Here is a 19,277-nt window from a genome sequence, read left to right as displayed (position 1 = left end):
TATGGAGCTTGTAATTGCAGAGAAGCCGAGTGTGGCACAGAGCATTGCGGCAGTTCTTGGTGCCACACAGCGTAAGGACGGATATTTGGAAGGCAATGAGTATCTGGTATCATGGTGTGTGGGACATCTGGTAGAACTGGCACAGCCGGAAAGCTATGAGGAAGCATGGAAGAAATGGAGCTATGAGAGCCTTCCAATCATTCCGCAGGAATGGCAGCATGAAGTGAAAAGTGATACAAAAGCACAGTATCAGATTTTGAAAAAGCTCATGCATGATGACAGGGTAGATGCTGTTGTGTGTGCAACCGATGCTGGAAGGGAGGGAGAATTGATTTTCCGCCTGACCTACAACATGGCAGGATGCAGAAAACCGATGAAGCGGTTATGGATTTCTTCTATGGAGGAGAGTGCTATCCGTGACGGCTTCCATAATCTTCGCCCAGGCAGCGACTATGATAACTTGTATCATTCAGCATTATGCAGGCAGGAAGCAGACTGGCTTGTGGGTATCAATGGAACAAGACTTTTTACGGTATTATATGGCGGTAAGGCATTGAAGGTTGGCAGAGTGCAGACACCGACACTTGCCATGCTGGTGGATCGTGAAAGTAAAATCATGAATTTCAAGAAAGAAGCCTATTATATGGCTCACATCATGGGAAATGGTCTGGATGCGGTATCAGAGCATATCAGTGATAAAACGGAAGCAGAGAGGATTGCAGGAGCCTGTGAAAACGGACAGGCTCTTGTCACTTCCGTGGTAAAGGAAGAAAAGTGGGTAGCACCGCCGAAGCTCTATGACCTTACAACACTCCAGAGGGATGCAAACCGTCTGTTTGGTTTTACTGCCAAGCAGACATTGGAATATACGCAGAGCCTTTATGAGAAAAAGTTAGTGACTTATCCAAGAACAGACAGCCAGTATCTTTCCGATGACATGGGAGGTACTGCAAAAAATGTGATCGAAGCGATTTTCAATTCTCTGTTATTTGAGCAGAATATCATGTTCAATCCAGATATTAAAAGAATTTTGAACAGCAAGAAAGTGACGGACCACCACGCAATCATTCCTACCATGGAGATCATCAAGCAGGACTTAAAGGCAATCCCGGAGAGCGAAATGAAGATACTTTCCCTTTGTGCAAACCGTCTGCTGTGTGCGACCGGGGAGAAGCACATTTATAATTCCACAAAGGCAGTGATTACCTGCAACAATACTGTATTTAAGGTATCTGGCAAGGAAGTGTGGAAAAATGGATGGAAGGAATTTGAGGATTTCTTCAAAAATTCCTATAAAACCGCAGAGGATAAATTGGATGCAGAGGAAGAAAAGAAGCTGCCGGAGCTTCATGAGGGCATGATGATTGCAGTGGAGCAGACAAAGGTTTCCGAGCATTTCACACAGCCACCGAAGCATTATACTGAAGATTCCCTTTTGTCGGCAATGGAGCGAGCCGGAAATGAGGACATGAGTGACGATGTGGAGAGAAAAGGACTTGGTACACCCGCCACCAGAGCGGATATAATAGAAAAACTGGTAAAAGACGGATTCGTAAAACGTGAGAAAAAGCAGATGATTCCGACAGAGGACGGAATGAAGCTGATAACGATACTTCCGGATGTAGTAAAATCTCCGAAACTGACTGCTGACTGGGAGAATGAGCTTACTCTGGTATCTAAAGGAGACGTTGCTGCAGAACAGTTTATGTCTGGGATTGAAACTATGGTAAGTGATCTTGTAAAGACCTATCATAGCGTTAGCGATGAGCAGAAAGCCATGTTTGGTGCAGGAAAGAGAACGCAGGAAGTGCTTGGCAAATGCCCAAAATGTGGTGCTGATGTAGTAAAAGGGAAGTTTGGAGCGTACTGTACCGGAAAGTGCGGTATGAATGTCGGCAAGGCACTTGGGGTAACACTTTCCGATTCACAGGTCAAGAGCCTGCTTCAAGGGAAAAAGATACTTGTAAAAGGATTAAAAGGCAAGAAAGGCAGCTATGATGCTTATTTGATTCCGGAGAGCATCGAGAAATTTTCCTACACGAAAGACGGTAAGGAAATCAAGGGATTTCAGTATAAATTTAAGATGGAATTTCCGCAGAAGAAAGTAAGTATGGGAAAATAAAAGTAGTAGTGGTATAGTTGTAAGAGATAATGTACCGTCTGATAATTGGAATTTAAGTTAGACGAAATTCTACAAACATGGAGAGGTTATTGAATGAGAAAAGAACAAATAGATTATAATGAACTGGAAAAATTGGTAGATGCTTGGATTCCTCAATTGTTAAACAAAGAAATTCCAAGATATTCTTTTATTTTTCACTGTAATTGTGCATATGTTGATGCTGTGATTGAAACAGGCAGTTTTTTTAGTTCATCAGAATCTACAGAAAGACATTTAGTGTTTGCTCTAAATTATTTAACACATTTGGCATATAAGTATTTACAAGAAGAAGACATTTTTATTTATGAAGTGGATAATTTACTATATGGATATGCATATAGCTTATTAATGGAAGCATATAAATATGCTGAATTGTGTGACATTTTTCCTAAAGCACATAATAATAAAGCCTTCTTTTTAAAAGGCGATGGTAAAATTATTGTGAATGAAGAAGAATTATATAGAGAAAGTATGCAACAATATGAATATTATTTGTTACGAAAACCTCTTCATTACATTTTACAATATGGATGTGGTAGAACTGCCAAAGCAGATATAATACAACGTCAGAGAATAATTCTTGAGTTGTTTGATAGCTATTGGAATGAGAATGTATGGAATGTTGATTATGAACCTTATTCTGCTATAGAGGGTGGTGGTTTAAGAGATTATTTAATGCTTACAGCTGCTAAGCGATATATTCTATTATATGATGCAGATTTTAAAGTGCGTTCATTAAGATGGACAGAACTATTGATTTGTTTTTCAAAGATAGGAGCAACGCAAATACGAACGATGATTCCGACTGATAATGATGGATTTTATGAACAAGCGCTTGAGGACTGTATTTATAAACCATTAGGAAATGGAAATTATCCAAAAGCAAGTTTGGCTGATGCACCAATAGTTAGGACAAAAGACGGATGTATGTTCGGCAATCCATTTTTATTACTTTTTAATAATTCTGTTGATACTCAGTTTTTAAACTATTTGAGGCGACATGACAATAAACGATTTTTAAAAATTAAAGATAAAATTAAAGAACGTTGTATTCCAGAAGTTGAGTCATGGATGGATAGACGATTAAAGAAGGTAAAAAGAATAGCAAATTTTGAATTAAAAATTCCTGGTACAAAAAATAAGAGAGAACTTGATTTACTTATTTCTGATTCCATTGGAAATGCTTTGTATATAGAATTTAAGCATTTTTATCTTCCAGAGTCATATTCTGAAAAGCGTAATTTGGATAGTGAGTTGAGAAAAGCACAGAAAAAAATGAAAGATCAACTTTATGCAATAAAAGAAAACAGTGAAGAAGTAATGTATTTGCTAAAATCAAACTGTAAGATTAATAGAATTAATGGATTGATAGTTTCATATTTATATACAGGAACAGATGTTTGCGTTTCTGATGAGTATCCGATAGTTAGTCTTTTGACGGTTAAAGAAGCTATTGAGAATGCGGAGAGTGTAAAAGCAATATATGATTTTTGCCAAAAAAGTGAAAAAAAGTATGCCAATATTCCACTGGTAACAAAGAACGTTATTATGGAGTATGCAAATATGAAATGGGAATTACCAAAGAAAGTATTTGATCCCATATTTGAAAAAAAGGCAAATGAGTATATTTATGGTCAGGTAGTAAAAGAGATAGATGCAGGAATCGCTTTGAAAAGAGTGAGATACAAGGAATTAAATTTAAATTCTATAATAAAAAATGCAAATGACATGTAAGGTTGACATAAGCAAAGATGAAAAAGTGAATACAGAGTAAATCAATAATAACACGATATATAGAAAAAGCAGTCTGCATAGGCTGCTTTTTCTGTTATCTGAAAAAGGAAGGAGAACTGCGTGAGAAAATATGATTTTATATCGGCTCTGGCAAAGGAGACAGCAGCCGAGGTTGTCAAAAATCGTGAGGAATGGATGAAATACCTTACTACAGCGGCGAGATTATATAAGTATCCGTTCCGGGAACAGCTTTTAATCTATGCACAAAGACCGGATGCAACAGCGTGTGCTTCCATAGAGCTGTGGAATGAGCGGATGCATTGCTGGGTAAACAAAGGTGCAAAGGGTATTGCACTTTTGGATGAGGATGATGCACATGGAAAGCGCCTGAAATATGTTTTTGATGTTTCTGATGTCCATGCGGCAAGGAGAATCGGACGGTATCCGGAACTCTGGGAATTACATGAGGAACATAAGGAAGATGTCATCAAGCGTCTAGAGCAGACCTATGGTGCCACAGATGACAAGAAGCTGTTTGAAGAAAGACTTATGGAGATAGCTGAGAGGATTGCGGCAGATTATTATGAGGAATTGCTGCCGGATCTGCAGTACATGATCGAGGGCAGTTTCCTTGACGGACTGGATGAGCAAAATGTCGGTATCCGTTTAAGAGATACTTTATCGGAGAGTATTTCTTTTACACTTTTATCTGCCTGTGGCGCAGATATGGAGGAGTATGGTTCGGAGTTTTCTTTCGATTTTATCCATGAATTTAATTCCATGGACACCCTTGCAGTACTTGGAGATGCAGCCAATGAGCTTGCAAAACCGGTACTTTTAGAGATTGGAAGAACCATAAGGGCATATAACAGAAGCCACGAACAGGAACAAACAGAAAATTTAACGCAGAAAGGACTTGCAAATACTTCTGAAATAGACTACAATGCGTTAAAGCGTGAAAGCGAGAGCGGACATGAGGAATATATTGACAACAATCAAAACAGCGTAGAAAGGGGCAATAGCAATGAATCTGACATACGAGAGGAATGGGGATTATCTGATCCCGACATTACAGGCGGACAGTCAGCCGGAGGGAACGGTAACGAAGTACGGAATGATGAGGGAGACTTATCTGAAGGAGAACCACAGGGGCGTGTACTCAGCGTTTCTTCTGAAAGGAACATTGAAAGAACACCTGCTGACGATCCAGAAGCAGGCAGAGGAGAGAATGGAGAAGCTGACGAGCCAGATGGCGGCAACCGAGGGAGTGACCGAACAACTCAAGGAAGCCGATCAGATGCTCTGGGTAGCGAAGATGAACAGCATTCGAAACCGAGCAGAGGAAGTGGTTCTGGGAGAACTGGTTTACAGTCTGTAACAGACACAGATGATCTTCTCCGGGGAGAAGCACCGGAACCCACCTTTACACAACTCAGCCTGTTTCCTTCTTTTGAGGAGCAGGTCGGAACAGTCGCAGCAGCGGAAGCAAGTATGAAATATACCATGCCCGCTGCTTTTTCTTTACCACAGAATGAGCTTGAAACCATTCTTCGCAGTGGCGGAGGAAAACAGCACAGCAGAAAGCGTATCTTTGCAAAGTACACAGAGGGCAGAAATGCCGAGCAGATGGTGGATTTTCTGAAAAATGAGTACGGACAGACCGGAAAAGGTTTTGAAATCAATGGAAATCCCGTATCAGTGTGGTTCGATGAGCATGGTATGAGTGTCGGCTATGGAACACAGGCAAGGGAAACGCCGATTGTCACGATGGATTGGGAAGATGTGGAGAGCCATATCCGTTCCATGATCGAAAATGGTACTTATATGAGTGCCAGTGAAGCATTTCTTGTGGATACACAGGAGCGGAACCGTGTTGCCAACCAGATCTATTTCTTTCTGCGGGATGGCATGGATGAAATGCCGGAGGAGCTTGGCTTAAAGGCAGGAAATTATCCGGAAAGTGAAGCAAAAATCATGGAGCTGCTTTCCACACATGAGGGCAGGGAACAGCTTAAAAATATTTTGGAAGATGCGGCAAACCGCCTTGCTTCTGGAGAAGCAGAATTAAAATGGCGGCATGTGAAATCACCGGAATATCTGTTATCGGAGATAGCAGACCTTGACAGGGAGAGACTGGAATTTCCATTGCCGGATGCGGTAGAGGTAGCACAGGAAGATTTTATCACACAGGATGAAATCGACTATGCACTCGGCAGAGGAAGCGGCTATGAGCATGGAGCTTTCCGCATTTATGAGTATTTCATAGAAGGACATGACCAGAAAGAAACAGTTGCTTTTCTGAAAAATGAATATGGCATCGGTGGCGGTTCCGGTGGACTGCCGGGCAATGATGATTCCCATAATGAACATGACGGAAAAGGTATCCGTCTGGAGAAGGGCAGTTATGGCAATCCGTATGCAAAAGTGCTTCTGAACTGGAATGTTGTGGAGAAAAGGCTGCGTGAGCTGATCAAAGAGGATAAATATTTATCTCCACAGGGGAAAGAGAATTATAAGGCATACAAAGAGGAACAGGCAGAGAAAGCGAGACAACGTGAGCTTTCCCGTCTGGAGCATGGACAACGGCTTGAATGTAAGAAGGACATCGAAGCTCTGATTGCTGAGAAATTCAATGGCTTTGTGCTTCCGAGGAATACCGCAGATGAGATCGTAGATAAATATGGCATTGGCTGTGTGGAATTTGTTCTTGCAAATACGGTTACGCATTTTGATTATGATGGTCGTTTTTCACAGAACAACAAGGACTGGGCAAAGGGCATTGTTGCGGAAAATGAGTGGGAGAACAACGATCTGATTCTAAGCTCACATCCGGCAGTGCTGGACGGATTTACCAATCAGGCGAGAAGATATATCAATGTGCCTCGGGAAAAAGAAAAGGAAGCACAGCAAAGAATCACGATTGATGGATATGAGTGTGTTCTGGTTGATGAGTGGGGCAGTGAAAAAGAGAAATACCTGCTTGGAAATAACATAGAGGACAGCAGTTTTTATTATGCGCAGGTCAATGGGAAAACCTTTGAATATGACCATAAGCCGGAGCGTGGCGAAGTAGAGGACGATTATACCAATGCCATTGCAGAGGAAGATATTGACAGGCACGAAGCAGAAGTGTTTTCACGCTTTGAGGGGACGGATGGTATTGCAGAGCTGGATGAAGTGCAGGAATTAGCGTGGCATGTGGTACATGATGCAGATGATGAATATGGCAATCCGACACAATGGAGTGCCACCTTATCAGAGGGAGTATTCCTTTGGATTGATAAGGAAGCGGATGGATATGCGATTTATGATACGGCAGACACTACCCGTCCGGCATTGGAGACATTTTCGACTTTGCAGGAAGCAATGGACTGGGGCAATGAACTTGCAGAAAGTGGCAGGGAAGCAGAGGCGGAGTTTTCTGGTGAAAGGGAACAGGCTGAGCAGGAAGCCGATGAACTGGACAGCATAGATACGCAGTCTGCCCGTGAGCGTCTGGAGAATGGAGAAGCAGACCGACAGACAGAGGAAATGTTGTCGCAGGTGCTTACCGGAGATTGGGAGCCGCTTACACCTTCGTCAGAGGAAAAACAGCCTGCATCAGAAAGGCAATCAGCACAAGAAAGGTCGGTATCAGCACCAGATAAAAGTAACGCTGTCAATTTCCATATCAGCGATGACCGATTGGGTGAAGGCTCTCCAAAAGAAAAATTCCAGACAAATATTGCAGCAATCAAGCTGTTGGAGCATATTGAGGGCGAAAACAGATATGCTACACCGGAAGAACAGCAGATTTTATCCCAGTATGTCGGCTGGGGCGGTCTTGCCGATGCGTTTGACGAGAGCAAATCAAACTGGTCAGCAGAATATCACCAGTTAAAGGAACTGCTATCGACGGAGGAGTACCGCATGGCAAGGGAGAGTACCTTGAATGCCCATTATACAAGTCCGGTCATTATCCGCCAGATGTACGAAACATTGGAGAAAATGGGATTTTCCAGAGGAAATGTACTGGAGCCTTCCATGGGTATCGGCAACTTTTTCGGTATGATGCCGGATTCCATGAAAGAAAGCAGGCTTTACGGAGTAGAGCTTGACAGTATCACCGGACGCATTGCAAAACAGCTTTATCCGCAGGCAGATGTGCAGATCAAAGGTTTTGAAAAGACTGAATATCCCAATGATTTCTTTGATGTGGCAATCGGAAATGTGCCTTTTGGTCAGTATAAGGTGGCAGATAAGCAGTATGATAAAAATAATTTCCTGATCCATGATTATTTCTTTGCAAAGACGTTGGATAAAGTGCGTCCCGGTGGGGTGGTTGCTTTTATCACAAGCAAGGGAACCATGGACAAGGCAAGTCCGGAGATCAGAAGATACCTTGCACAAAGAGCAGACCTGCTAGGTGCAGTCCGACTTCCGAACACCGCATTTAAGGCAAATGCAGGAACCGAGGTAACTTCGGATATTTTATTTTTCCAGAAGCGTGACCGCATGGTGGAGCGTGAGTCGGACTGGGTACATCTGGGAGAGGATGCAGATGGCATTGCAATGAACGCTTACTTTGCAGAACACCCGGAGCAGATCGTAGGAAAGATGGAAATGGTATCCGGTCCTTATGGCATGGAAAGCACCTGCAGGGCAGATGACAGCAGACCTTTTGCGGAGCAGTTAGCAAAAGCACTTGAAAATATTACAGGACAGATTGATACGATTGATCTGGATGAGGAGCTTGCGGATGACATGAGCAGGCAGAGTATTCCGGCTGATCCGTCCGTTAAGAATTTCAGCTATACCGTAGTCGATAACGAGGTATATTACCGTGAAAACTCTGTGATGAAGCCTGTGGAAGTATCGGACACCGCAAAAGAGCGTATCAAGGGCATGGTGGCAATCCGTAACTGTACGCAGGAACTGATTGATATGCAGCTTGAGGAATACTCCGATGTAACAATTAAGGAAAAGCAGGCAGAACTTAATAGCCTGTATGGTAATTTCTCTAAGAAATATGGTCTGATCAATTCACAGACGAATAAGAGAGCCTTTAATCAGGACAGCAGTTATTGCCTGTTGTGTTCTTTGGAAAAACTTGATGATGAGGGCAATTTCAAAGGCAAGGCGGATATGTTCACGAAGCGTACCATTAAAAGGGCAGAGGTTGTCACAAGCGTGGATACTGCAAGTGAAGCGCTGGCAGTATCTTTAGCAGAGAAAGCTAAAATTGACCTTGATTTTATGGGAGAGCTTACCGGAAAAGATAAGGATACACTTACTGAGGAGCTTCGTGGTGTCATTTTTCAGAACCCGCTTACCGATGCCTGGGAGACAGCAGACCAGTATCTAAGCGGCAATGTGCGTGAGAAACTTGCCATAGCAATAACTTATGCGGAAAATCACCCGGAATATGCCCAAAATGTACAGGCTCTTACGCAGGTACAGCCGAGGGAGCTGGACGCATCGGAGATTGAGGTGCGTATCGGTGCCACATGGATTGATCCAAAGTATATCAATGATTTTATGCGTGACATCTTCCAGACACCGGAACATTTATTCCGCAGGGATACGATAGGTGTGCAGTTTTCGGGTGTAACCGGAGAGTGGAATGTAAAGGGCAAAAATGCGGACTATGGCAATACGCTTGTCAACATGACATACGGTACAAGCCGGGTAAATGCCTATAAGATATTGGAAGATTCCCTGAACCTCAAAGATACGAGAGTATATGACACCATTGAGGAGGATGGAAAGGAAAAGAGAGTCCTCAATAAAAAGGAAACAATGATTGCAAGCCAGAAGCAGGAAGCAATAAGGGAAGCATTTAAGGACTGGGTATTTCGTGATCCGGAACGCAGGCAGACACTTGTGGCAAAATATAATGAGCTTTTCAATTCCACCAGACCAAGAGAATATGACGGTTCGCATCTGAAATTTCCAGGCATGACACCGGATATTGAATTAAAGCCGCATCAGAAAAATGCGGTTGCCCATGTGCTGTATGGAGATAATACCCTGCTTGCGCATTGCGTCGGTGCCGGAAAGACCTTTGAAATGACAGCGGCGGCAATGGAAAGCAAGCGTCTGGGACTATGCCAGAAGTCATTATTTGTAGTGCCGAACCATTTGACCGAGCAGTGGGCAAGTGATTTCTTACGGTTATATCCAGGAGCAAATATCCTTGCAGCAACGAAAAAGGATTTTGAACCTGCCAACCGTAAAAAGTTCTGTTCCCGTATTGCCACAGGCGATTATGATGCCGTTATCATCGGACATAGCCAGTTTGAAAAAATACCGTTATCACAGGAAAGACAGGCGGCAACCATTGAAAGGCAGATTGATGAGATCGAGCTTGCCATTGAACAGGCGAAAAAGGATAATGGGGAGCGTTATACCATTAAGCAGATGGAAAAATCAAGGAAAGCATTGCAGGTGCGTCTTGATAAATTAAATGATCAGAGCCGGAAAGATAATGTCGTAACCTTTGAGCAGTTGGGTGTGGACAGACTGTTTGTGGATGAGAGCCACAATTACAAGAACCTGTTCCTTTACACGAAAATGAGGAATGTGGCAGGTATCGCACAGACAGAAGCACAGAAGTCATCTGATATGTTTGCCAAGTGCCAGTATCTTGATGAAATCACAGGCGGCAAGGGTGTGACCTTTGCAACCGGAACACCGATTTCCAACAGCATGACGGAGCTTTATACGAATATGCGTTATCTTCAGTATGGAACGCTTCAGAAGCTGGGACTGGGGCATTTTGACGCATGGGCGGCTTCTTTCGGGGAAACACAGACAGCCATAGAGCTTGCACCGGAAGGAACCGGATACCGTGCAAAGACAAGATTTGCAAAATTCTTTAATCTGCCGGAGCTGATTGCACTTTTTAAGGAGAGTGCGGACATTCAGACACCGGATATGTTAAAACTTCCTGTACCGGAAGCGGAATACGAAAATGTAGTATTGAAGCCGAGTGAGTTTCAGAAAGAAATGGTCGCTTCCCTTGCGGAACGTGCCGAAGCAGTCCGGGACAGACAGGTGCAGCCTTATGAGGACAATATGCTAAAAATCACGAATGACGGAAGAAAGCTGGCACTTGACCAGAGGCTGCTCAACGATATGCTTCCGGATGAGAAAAATTCCAAAGCGGCAACCTGTGTGGAGAAAGCCTATGAGATATGGGAAAGTACCAAAGAGCAGAAATCGGCACAGTTGATTTTCTGTGACCTTTCTACACCGAAGGGCGATGGCACTTTCAATGTGTATGAGGATATAAAAAATAAGCTTATGGAAAAGGGAGTGCCGGAGCAGGAGATCGCATTTATCCATGATGCCAATACAGAACTTAGAAAAGCGGAGCTGTTTGCAAAAGTAAGAAGTGGACAGGTTCGTTTTTTATTAGGTTCCACAGCAAAAATGGGAGCCGGTACGAATGTGCAGGACAGATTGATTGCACTGCATCATCTGGATGTGCCTTGGCGTCCTTCTGATATTGAACAGCAGGAAGGTCGTATTTTACGACAGGGCAACCAGAATGATAAGGTCAAGATATTTCGTTATGTTACGGAAGGTACGTTTGACAGTTATTCGTGGCAGCTCATCGAGAATAAGCAGAAATTCATCGGACAGATTATGACCAGTAAATCTCCGGTACGAAGCTGCGAGGATGTGGATGAAGCGGCACTTTCCTATGCAGAGGTCAAGGCACTTGCCACAGGTAATCCTTACATAAAAGAAAAAATGGATCTCGATATTCAGGTATCGAAGCTGAAACTGATGAAGGCAAACCATACCAGTCAGAAGTACAGGCTGGAGGATAACATCACACAACATTATCCGCATCAGATCGCCATTTTCAAGGAGCGTATCGAAGGCTTTACCGCTGATATGGATAAATATGCGAAAAATAAGCCGGAGGATAAGGAGCAGTTCTTTATGCAGGTGGGTGGAAAATCATACACCGACAAAAAGGAAGCCGGAACTGCAATCATAGCCATGTGTAAGGAGATTAAAGGCATCAATGCCAGTGCGGATGTAGGTGAATATCTTGGATTTAAGCTGAATGTAACTTTTGATTCTTTAAACAATAAATTTGTAATGAATGTCAAAGGAGCCATGAGCCATCCGATGGAAGTCGGCACTGATCCGCTCGGAAATATCACAAGAATCAACAATGCACTGGAAGCAATGCCAGCACAACTTGAGGAAGCACAGACGAAACTTTCCAATGTGGAACATCAGCTTGAAACAGCAAAAGCAGAAGTAGACAAGCCGTTTCCGCAGGAAGCGGAGCTTTCCGAGAAACTGGAACGTCTTGCAGAACTTAATGCCTTGCTTAACATGGATGAAAAGGGCTATGATGCGATTGGCATGGATGACGAAGCCACGGAACCGGAAAAAACACATGAAGATGTGAAATCGGTGGATAAAAAAGGGGATGAGGTTGCTGATATGCCAGCAAAGCAGAGTAATTTTGGAAAAACGGTTACGGATGATAAGCTGTCAGACCGACCAGCAGAACGGACTTCATTGCAAGAAAGGCTCGCAGCAATGAAGGCAAGAGTGTCTGGGACACCTGCAGGAAGGGATGCAGCGGATAAGACAAAGAAAAAAGAAGAAATTTTATAGGAAAATCTATTTTATTCCTAAGTTTATTCCCAATCTGTCAGCATTATTTGGGTTGGGAATATTAAAAAGTGTTATAGCAGTTTATGTAAGGGCAGTCCGTAGTGGCTGCCTTTTATCGTACAAGATGGAGGTCGTTTATGGCAGACAACAATACAGAAAAACAGCGTGTGCAGGAGCTTACGAACAAACTGGAGCAGGGATTGCAGGACTTATTCAACAGCGATAGTTACCGCAATTATCTTAGTACAATGTCAAAATTTCATAATTACAGTTTTAACAACACGCTCTTAATTGCGATGCAAAAGCCTGACGCTACGTTAGTGGCCGGATACAAGGCTTGGCAGAAAAATTTTGAGCGTCATGTAAATAAAGGGGAAAAGGCAATCCGTATCCTTGCACCTGCACCCTATAAAATCAAAGAGGAGAGGGACAAGATTGATCCGGTCACACAAGAACTTTTACTTGATAAAGACGGAAATCCGCAGAAAGAGGAAGTCGAGATAACAATTCCGGCATTCCGGGCAGTATCCGTTTTTGACCTATCTCAGACGGACGGAAAGCCGATACCGGAACTTACAGCAAAGGAGCTTCTTTCAGATGTGGAAGGCTATCAGGATATGATTCGTGCGGTAGAAGCTATTTCGCCAGTACCGATTGAACTGGAGGAGATAGCCGGAGATTCCAAAGGCTACTATGACAGGGAAGCAAAGCGGATTGCGGTACAGGAAAACATGAGCGAGAGTCAGACATTAAAGACCATGATCCATGAGGTGGCTCATTCTAAGCTGCACAGCAAGGAAGTGGAGCAGGATGAGCAAATGCGAAAAGACCGCAATACCAAAGAGGTGGAAGCAGAGAGTGTGGCGTACACCGTTTGTCAGCATTTTGGTGTAGATACCTCTGATTATTCTTTTGGGTATATTGCCGGATGGAGCAGTGGCAGAGATACCAAGGAACTGAGAGCTTCCATGGATACGATACGGAGGACAGCTTCGGAGTTGATTACCGGGATAGAGGAACAATTACAGGAATTACAAAGGAACAGGGAAGTATCACAGGAACAGACAAAGGAAAGTATTCTCCTCATACAGAATACTGACCTTTCAGAGTTCAGTCTGCTTGATGTATATGGCATGGACAGACCGGAACTGATACAGGCATTGTCAGAAATGACAGACGATGACAAGTTGAGCATACAGGCATATTTGGAAAGCAGGGGTGCATGGACAACGGAAATCGGCAATCAGGATTCCAGAGAGTACGGAGAGTATCATCTGGATGTGCGTTATAACACAGATACAGATGAGCTGATTGATATGAAGGAGAGAAAGGCGGTCTATGATAAGGCAATGGAGGAAGAACTTGCTGAGAGTGAATCCAACAGGGAAGCACAGCTTTTGTATGGAAATACTGACAAATATGGCATTTATCAGTTGAAGGATAATCCGGAACTGGATAAATTCCGTTTTGCTGGAACAGAAAGTTTGAAACGTATGGGAATCACCAAAGATAATTTTGATGCAGTATTGCCGGAAAATTATAAGCTTGTGTATATGGGAGAACTCGCAGAGTTGCAGGGACAGACACAAGCGGAAACATTGGAAGCAATCTATACAAAGTTTAATATTGACCACCCGGCAGAGTATAAGGCACACTCTCTTTCGGTCAGCGACATTGTAGTACTGCATGAGGATGGCGAGAACAGCGCACACTTTGTTGATTCATTTGGATTTACGGAACTTCCGAGGTTTATGCTGATATTAGAGGGCAAGGAGAATGAAATACAGACAGAGCTTGCGGTACATATTGCAGACCGCTATATCCTTATGCATGAATGTGAGGAGGGATACGATTACTCCATTCTGAATGAGCAGTATCATTTACTCGATGGCGGTGTTTATGATAATCCGGATATTACGATTCAAAGAGCAATGGATATGGTAATCGCAGACCTGAAGGAACCACGCTTTTCAGCGGTTACTGAGCAGTATTATCGTGACGAATATTTGCAGGGGGAAGTATATGCGGGTTCTGAGGTTGAGATTGTTGATTTTGAGGAGCTTTCTGAAAAAGCCGAGGAAGTGGAACAGGCAGACTTGGAAGTGAAGCAGGCAGAATTTAAGGAAAATCATCCGGATGTAATTGCAGATTTCCGTGCAAAGACAGAGGAATTGTTTCATAGTCTGGACGGACAGAGCGCAGATGATATTGAAAAGACGGTATATGCGTATGTGCAGTCGCAGATAGACGAGTATGGACTGGACGCACAGATTGTTGATGTGGTGGTATCCGGAAGCCGATGCAGAGGTATTGAGCAGGAAAATTCAGACTTAGATGTAGTTGTGGAATACACAGGCTCTACCAGAGAAGATGACTTTTTTAATATGCTTCATGAGGATAGCATTTACATCGCAGGTATTCAGGTGGATATTAACCCGATTACAGAGGGTAGAACCGGAACACTAGAGACATATCTTCCGGAGGTGGAAACCTACCTGCAGGAGAAGGCACAGCAGGAACAGATCAACAATCAGCTTGTCACGCAGGGGAGAGAAGTGGTGCAGGAACAAAACACACTTGCATCAGAAGAAAAAGTGCATTCTGAACTGGGAAAAGAGCCTGTGATCGAGTCGGAGACAGTCCATATCACATTTACCGTTGCGGAGTGTGGGGAATTTCATAATATGGGTGAATACCATGAGGGCATTGAAACGATAGAGGAAGCTATGAAACTCTATAATGCCATTGATCCGTCCCGGATGCATGGGATTCCTTCGATTGGTGTTAATATGCACGTTGAGGGGACTGAAGAATGGGAAGATGAGCAGGCAGACATTGTAAGCGGCAAGAGAATTGATGTGGATTTCCTGAATTATACACCGGAGCTTCGTGATACACCAAAGGTGCAGGACGCAATTAAAATGCTGATTGCGGCATATCCGGAGAAAGATTTGATTGATATGGAGACAAAAGAGCAGAAGATACAGACACTTGCGGCAGAGCTTGACCAGTTATCTTATGATATTGATACTTTTGAATACAGAGATTCGGTGCCGGACAGGGAAGCACAGGTTCAGATGGTTGCAAATGATATAAGAAGTGGCAACGTAAAGCCATTACAAATTTTTTTGCAGACATCTATTGATGAGGGGATAGATGCAGACAGCGAAAGACAGGCAAAGGAATTGCTTGCAAAGCTGGCAGAATATAAGCCACTTGCCAAAATCGAGGAGATTGAGGAACAGAATTACAACATGATTGATGACAGGCTCAACAATGGCGTGGAGAAATTCAATCGTGAGGAAGAAAAAAAAGAACAGCAGGAAAAGCCGCAGGCTCGTTCTTCCTTAAAGGAACGACTTGCAGCAAAACAGAAGGAAGTAGCACAGGGGAAAAATAAAGATTCCAAAGAGCAAGATAAAACTAAAAAGACGAACAGGGAGGAAATATAGGAATATGAATAATCCATTTACGGTTGAAGAGACAAATCTGATATGCATTTTCCATAGTGACAGCAGGGCAAAGGTTATAGAGGGCATTCATAAGGCAATGAAACATATCGACGATGATGAACTTTTAGAATTGTCGATGCGTGTGGCAGGAAAACTGGAAAGCATAGGTGATGAAGAATATGCCGGATTAGTGTTGGAAGCGGCAGAATAAAAATATGGTAGTCATTAGGTGCACCTTTTGACTACCGTTTTTTTATTAAAAATTAAAGAGGAGCCGGATCACTCCGACTCCTCCAAGTATGTGTCCGCAAACACATACCCCAATTGCTATCTATAATATACTATAGGCAGGTAAAATATGCAAGCATTATATGGAATTTTTTAAGATGTTTAAGCGAGAGAACAAATCAGGATGAATCGAAATAGCTGAAACATTCGGGTTTACAGAAGATTCGTATTCTCTTGTAATCTTTTCAAATTCACGGATGAATGATTTGATCTCTGTTTTAGAGACTTTCAGTAATTTTAAGTAGTAACAGATAAGGATGATGTAATCGCCGATTGTTTTGAAATTTATGTATGGCATCCCCATTTCTAAAATCAGGCATTGTTTCATTGGTCTTGAAGGGTCCATTTTTTTGAAACGGGTATCATATACCACATCGTTGTGAGCAATGGCATTTCTTAAATCTTTTAAGGCATATACATATTTATAAAGTAATTCCCGGTAAGTATCACTTGATAGATTGATGCCGATTGCACGGGATACTTTTTCACGCATATCAATGGTCAGGCATGAAAGCAAATATCCAAAATCGCCCATAGTGAGAATTTCAAATATTGCCCATAAAGGAACTTCATTGTAATTGACATTATTATAAAAATGAGTGATTTTCGGATTCTCTTTTCGGTATGCAGCAGCAATGGCATTTTGTATGGAGCCTTGAAGATTTAGTTTGTTGTTCTGGTATTTCTTCTTTATATCCTCACGAGTTCCGGCAGGAGCATTCTTGTAGCTGCTGATTGCCTTATCGTACATATCATAGATACTGCTGGAATCAATTTCTGACATAATGGTGTTCAAAGCAATATTTTTTAGAGCAGTTTCTATAAACATCATTTTTCCATATAAAAGAGATTTTAATTTTGTATCATATTGTATGGTTGCGTTAATCTCATTATATGAAGTGAATGGAAGTCTGTTAGAGGAAGATACAAAAAAACGGTATCCTTTATATCCGTGAAAATATCCGGTATTGATTAGTTGTTGCTTTTGTGAACTCCCTGAGATGGAAATTCCATTATCCCTAAGATGCCGCATTAAAGCATCGGGTGATTTATAATCTGTATTTGCCATAGTCTCTCCTAAACATTTGTAATAATAAATTAAGTATAATACATGGGTTTAACATTAACAAGCTACAAGATGGGATTATTCTTTTTCCTAGACTGTTCTGAGGTAAAATCGGGCTGTGTCTGACCGAGGTATTGGCTCAAATTTTCCAGTTTTCGGTTTAATGATTGAACCTCTTTTTCACAATCTTTATAGGTGGAAGTCAGTTCATTTTTCTGTTTCATCAGTTCCTGATATTCTGCTTTTAGTTTATCAACATTCAATCCTTTTAAGTTTATCCCAGTCTGCTCAAGTACACGTCGTGCACCGCCATATAGAATGAGCTGGCTTTCGTATCGGCGGAAATATGCGTCTGGGTTCTTTGACTTTTTGTAGGCGATGTGATAGGAGCGGTTGGTTTTGTACTGCTCGGCATATTTGATGATTTCTGCAAGGTCTTTCATGCGGTGTTCCAGTTTCACAACGCTCTGTTTGGCAGATTTTCCCGCTTCGGTTTTCACAGTAATCTGATGCTTCAGATCGGAGAGAGAACCAACTTCATTATAGCTTTGTGCAGCAATCTTCAAATTCTCGATAGTTGCCCATTGCTGGAGTCCGGGACTGCTTTGGAATTTTTCATCCGAGGTATCAATGAGCCTGCGGACAGAGTAGTCTTTTTTCGGAATAACAGATTTTCGCTCACGCTTCATTTCGATGCGTTCCCGGATACGTTCCTTTGTGTATTCCTTACCAAGCGATTTCATACTGCCACGGACAAAACGTTCTTTATCCAGAGGACGGAAAGAGATGTATTTGGCAGCACTTTCTTCAAAAGATTCCCCTTTAATTTCATATCCTTTGGCTCTCATTAAAAGTAAGAAATCTTCGTATGTGGAAGCTGACTTGATGCAAAAATTGATGTCTCTTCTAAGCTGGGTTTTCCAAGTAGAGCCATTCTGCTCAGACTGCCATTCTTTATATTTTTTACCACGTTCACCACCCGGAATGATGATGGAAAGGTTATGCTCTTTGCATAGTTCATCACTTAGTTTCCGAATGTGGTAATACGACTGTTTGCAGTCGTGATATTTGCTATGCTCGATGTTATCAGCAGCACAAAATATGATGTGATTATGAATATGTCCTTTATCAATGTGTGTGGTGAGAACATACGAATATTTCCCTTCTAAAACCTTGTCAGCAAGTTCTTTTCCAATGCGGTGAGCTTCCTCATAACTGACTTCTCCCGGAGCAAAAGCCTGTATCAGATGATAGGCTTTGTTAGGACTGTTCTCCCTGCAATGGTCAAGGGTGTACTTAAAGTCAATCGCTGCTGTTTCTGGCGCACACGCATAAGATGAAACATAGATTTGCTCATCTGTTTTGTCGGGATTGCAGATGTAATCTATTGCTTTATCAACGGTTGCTTTGATAGCATGGATTTTTGTGTATGCCATACTTTATTCATCAACTCCTTTACTTCATTCATATCGTCCTGATAGATGTTTCCGGTACTGTTTACCCGCTTTGCAATTTGATTCAGACTTGAGCTGATTCGTCCAAGCTCTGTATTATAATTTCGCAGATAACTGTAATCGACATCATACACATATCCATATAAAATCAGTTTGCGTAAAAAGGCTGACATGCTTTTCATGCCGGATGCTTTGAACTTGGTATTGAGAATGTATTGTTCATCATTACTGAGATAAAATTGCACCGGATTAGTGCGGTTTCGGTTTGCCATTGTGCCATGTCCTTTCTAAATTTGGGTACAAAAAAACTGCTGTAAAATGTTCGATTTTTACAACAGTCTGTTTCGTGTTTTATTCAATTTTGGGTATAATTACCCATAACAAATTATAGCAAAAACGGTAAGAAAGGTCAATGCATTTCGACGGTAAAATGAAGAATAACCGAAGAAAAATCGAGAGAGGGTTAGGGATACTTCCCTATGGAAATTCAACTACAC

At 42.3% G+C, this 19,277-nt stretch carries 8 protein-coding genes; 5 read left to right on the top strand and 3 right to left on the bottom strand.

The annotated features are described in order from the left end of the window. Position 1: 1 nt before the first annotated feature. From DXD06_RS09550 to DXD06_RS09530, 5 genes are all read left to right on the top strand, one after another. On the top strand, positions 2 to 2,122 hold the full coding sequence (locus DXD06_RS09550) for a DNA topoisomerase 3 (protein WP_117831468.1): 2,121 nt from the start codon (positions 2 to 4) through the stop codon (positions 2,120 to 2,122). A 93-nt stretch (positions 2,123 to 2,215) separates the two neighbouring features. Next, positions 2,216 to 3,895 carry a hypothetical protein gene (locus DXD06_RS09545; RefSeq protein ID WP_117831467.1) on the top strand — a complete coding sequence of 560 codons (1,680 nt, stop codon included), beginning with the start codon at positions 2,216 to 2,218 and terminating at the stop codon, positions 3,893 to 3,895. A 120-nt stretch (positions 3,896 to 4,015) separates the two neighbouring features. Beyond that, complete coding sequence (locus tag DXD06_RS09540) at positions 4,016 to 12,520, top strand: DUF3849 domain-containing protein (RefSeq protein ID WP_117831466.1); 8,505 nt, start codon at positions 4,016 to 4,018, stop codon at positions 12,518 to 12,520. Positions 12,521 to 12,657: 137 nt separating this feature from the next. After that, a complete protein-coding gene (locus tag DXD06_RS09535) occupies positions 12,658 to 15,972 on the top strand; it encodes a YodL domain-containing protein (RefSeq protein ID WP_117831465.1) in 3,315 nt (1,104 codons plus the stop codon). A 4-nt stretch (positions 15,973 to 15,976) separates the two neighbouring features. Further along, the gene (locus DXD06_RS09530; protein ID WP_117831464.1) at positions 15,977 to 16,183 is read left to right on the top strand and encodes a transposon-transfer assisting family protein; all 207 of its coding nucleotides are present in this window, start codon (positions 15,977 to 15,979) and stop codon (positions 16,181 to 16,183) included. 156 nt (positions 16,184 to 16,339) lie between these two features. Here the strand turns inward: DXD06_RS09530 and DXD06_RS09525 are convergent, their stop codons facing one another. The 3 genes from DXD06_RS09525 to DXD06_RS09515 form a co-directional block, all read right to left on the bottom strand. Beyond that, entirely contained in the window at positions 16,340 to 17,329 is a 990-nt protein-coding gene (locus tag DXD06_RS09525) for an Abi family protein (RefSeq protein ID WP_117831463.1), read from the bottom strand. A 62-nt stretch (positions 17,330 to 17,391) separates the two neighbouring features. After that, complete coding sequence (locus tag DXD06_RS09520; RefSeq protein WP_117831462.1) at positions 17,392 to 18,762, bottom strand: relaxase/mobilization nuclease domain-containing protein; 1,371 nt, start codon at positions 18,760 to 18,762, stop codon at positions 17,392 to 17,394. After that, the gene (locus DXD06_RS09515) at positions 18,711 to 19,052 is read right to left on the bottom strand and encodes a plasmid mobilization protein (protein WP_117831461.1); all 342 of its coding nucleotides are present in this window, start codon (positions 19,050 to 19,052) and stop codon (positions 18,711 to 18,713) included. The genes DXD06_RS09520 and DXD06_RS09515 overlap by 52 nt, the downstream gene beginning before the upstream one ends. Between the last annotated feature and the right edge of the window lie 225 nt (positions 19,053 to 19,277).

The organism is Roseburia sp. TF10-5, assembly GCF_003462365.1.
Taxonomy (GTDB): Bacteria; Bacillota; Clostridia; order Lachnospirales; family Lachnospiraceae; genus Roseburia; species Roseburia faecis.
Note: the sequence above shows the minus strand (reverse complement) of the source record. Positions and strands in the feature narration are given on the sequence as shown.